This window comes from Bacillus sp. AFS073361 (assembly GCF_002567005.1).
In the GTDB taxonomy this organism is placed as follows: domain Bacteria; phylum Bacillota; class Bacilli; order Bacillales; family Cytobacillaceae; genus Neobacillus.
In genome coordinates, this window is sequence record NZ_NUZU01000025.1 from 1 (window position 1) to 1,939 (window position 1,939).

A 1,939-nucleotide genomic window follows, 5' to 3' on the forward strand; every position below is an offset into this window, starting at 1 on the left:
GAGACTGTCGATTAAGTTTGAGTTTTTTCCACTCCTACACCATATTTCACATACTTTATGGATTTTATTGGATTTTTTCACAAGCTTTTATTGTTTTTATGTATATTTGCCTGCCCAAGGCCTTCTATTTGTCCCGAATTCCCTAATTTGGGCAGACGGGGGCCTTTATCCGATTCTCGTATTTTTTAAAACGATAAAAGGGCATGATGGGTTCAGCTAATTTCTTTACCATAATTTTCAAATTGATAACCATGGCCGTCAATTTTGCCATGATCCTTAATGGTTCTCTTCCTCTTGTTCTTGGTTTCCTAAGTCCTTGATGGTTGGCAGCTTGATGATTCGTTCTTTCCACTTCGTACCTAGCCCTTAATGCACTTTGTCCAGCTTCGGTTTGATTATAGGATCTTCCTTGTTCCATGATCTCATAGTAATCACTAATGAAGACGGTTCTACCTTTTTTATTGGTCGTACATTGTTGAAACAGTGGGCAAGCTTTACAAGTTTTCGCATCGAATTTAAATTGATATCCCTGACCCGGGTTATTTCGCACTTTTTTAGACGTCGAGTACCCTTGAGGACAGGTGACCTCATCCATTTTTTCATCATAAACAAACCAATCGTTTTCTAACAATCCCGCTGGATTTGAAGATTTTTGTATAGGAGCGGTCAGTAATATCTGCATCCCTTGTATTCTCTGGCGATTTTCACCTGTGCCATAGGACGAATCACCGACAACTTGTTTCGGTATTATACCGTGACGATTGATTACTTCCTCCACCATCGGGGCAAGACGCTCTCCATCCCATTCGTTACCTGGAATGGTTTCAGTATTTAAGATTAATCCGTGCGTTCTTGACTCTAAGATTTGAATTTTATCTCCGGTAAACTTCAAGGATTTTGATTTGTACCCACTCCGGATTTCTGGATCATGGGCACTTCGGATACGATCTTGTGGTTTTTCCTTTTTGGATAATTCTTGGTAGTGAAGTGGTTCCTGTTTGGCACCTTCGGACTTATTCGGATCCATCGGTTTGGCGTTCTCTTGTAAAATTTGATAGAGGATCGCTTGAAGCTCCAAACAACGAAGTTGTTGTTTTTCAATCTCCCATGTCCAGAATAAAGGCTGTACCCTTTCACTTTCCAGCCAATGTAACAGGCTGTAGGCTTCCACCACCAGACGGCTAAATAATACCAAGCGATCCTTTTCAGACGTCCGATCCGAGAGCCGTTTCAGAAAACTTTTGAGAGCACAGTCCTGTAAAAGAAAGGCATATAACTTTGGATATGTACGTTTGATGTGTTGAATAATTTGAAGGATTCCTTGTTGGATTAAACGGTAAGCCCCCACCTTCGCAATGTTGGCATACGTATGAAAGGAATCGATAAGCCAACGATCATATTCTTTTCCCCATAGACCTTTTACCAATGCTTGGGAAAGAATATGGTGATGACACGCATCAAAAAGATCAGAACCCATACGATCTCGGTCAAGCCCCAGAGTACTATGATCGAAACCGCTAAAAGCTACGGGTACACCCAAAAATTGTTTTAAATGAAGATGATAAAGAATAGCCTCTTCCATTTCACGGTCAGAGTAATTGTGATAGCGTTGCACAAAATGAATCTTTAATTTTAAGGAAGGTGCATAAGGACGTTGTCCATTAGGGGAATACAAAGGAGCACAGAGTTTATCCGCAAAGGAGAAGTCAACCACTTGTTCTACTCGACTCCAGAAAGGATGGGGAGGAACCGAAGAGTAGACTTCATAGTCTGAGAAGGTTAACTGACTAAATGTTTTATATTGAATGTGCGCCATCACAATCACTCCAAACATAAGATATATCTTAATTTTACCTTACATATGGAGTGAAATGTTGAGAAATTAAAAAATCTTGAAAGTATGTGAAAAAGGAGGTTTTATGAGTTAATCGACAGTCTC

Annotated in this window: 1 protein-coding gene; it reads right to left on the reverse strand. The window is 40.1% G+C overall.

What is annotated here, in order from left to right; all coding sequences use genetic code 11:
- Positions 1 to 142: 142 nt before the first annotated feature.
- Positions 143 to 1,816 (reverse strand): transposase, encoded by a 1,674-nt coding sequence (locus COJ96_RS12205; RefSeq protein ID WP_180230095.1) that lies wholly within the window; start codon positions 1,814 to 1,816, stop codon positions 143 to 145.
- Positions 1,817 to 1,939: the final 123 nt, after the last annotated feature.

Coding starts and splice junctions, on each gene's coding strand:
- COJ96_RS12205 (WP_180230095.1), bottom strand. CDS start 1,816: ATGGCGCACATTCAATATAAAACATTTAGTCAGTTAACCTTCTCAGAC.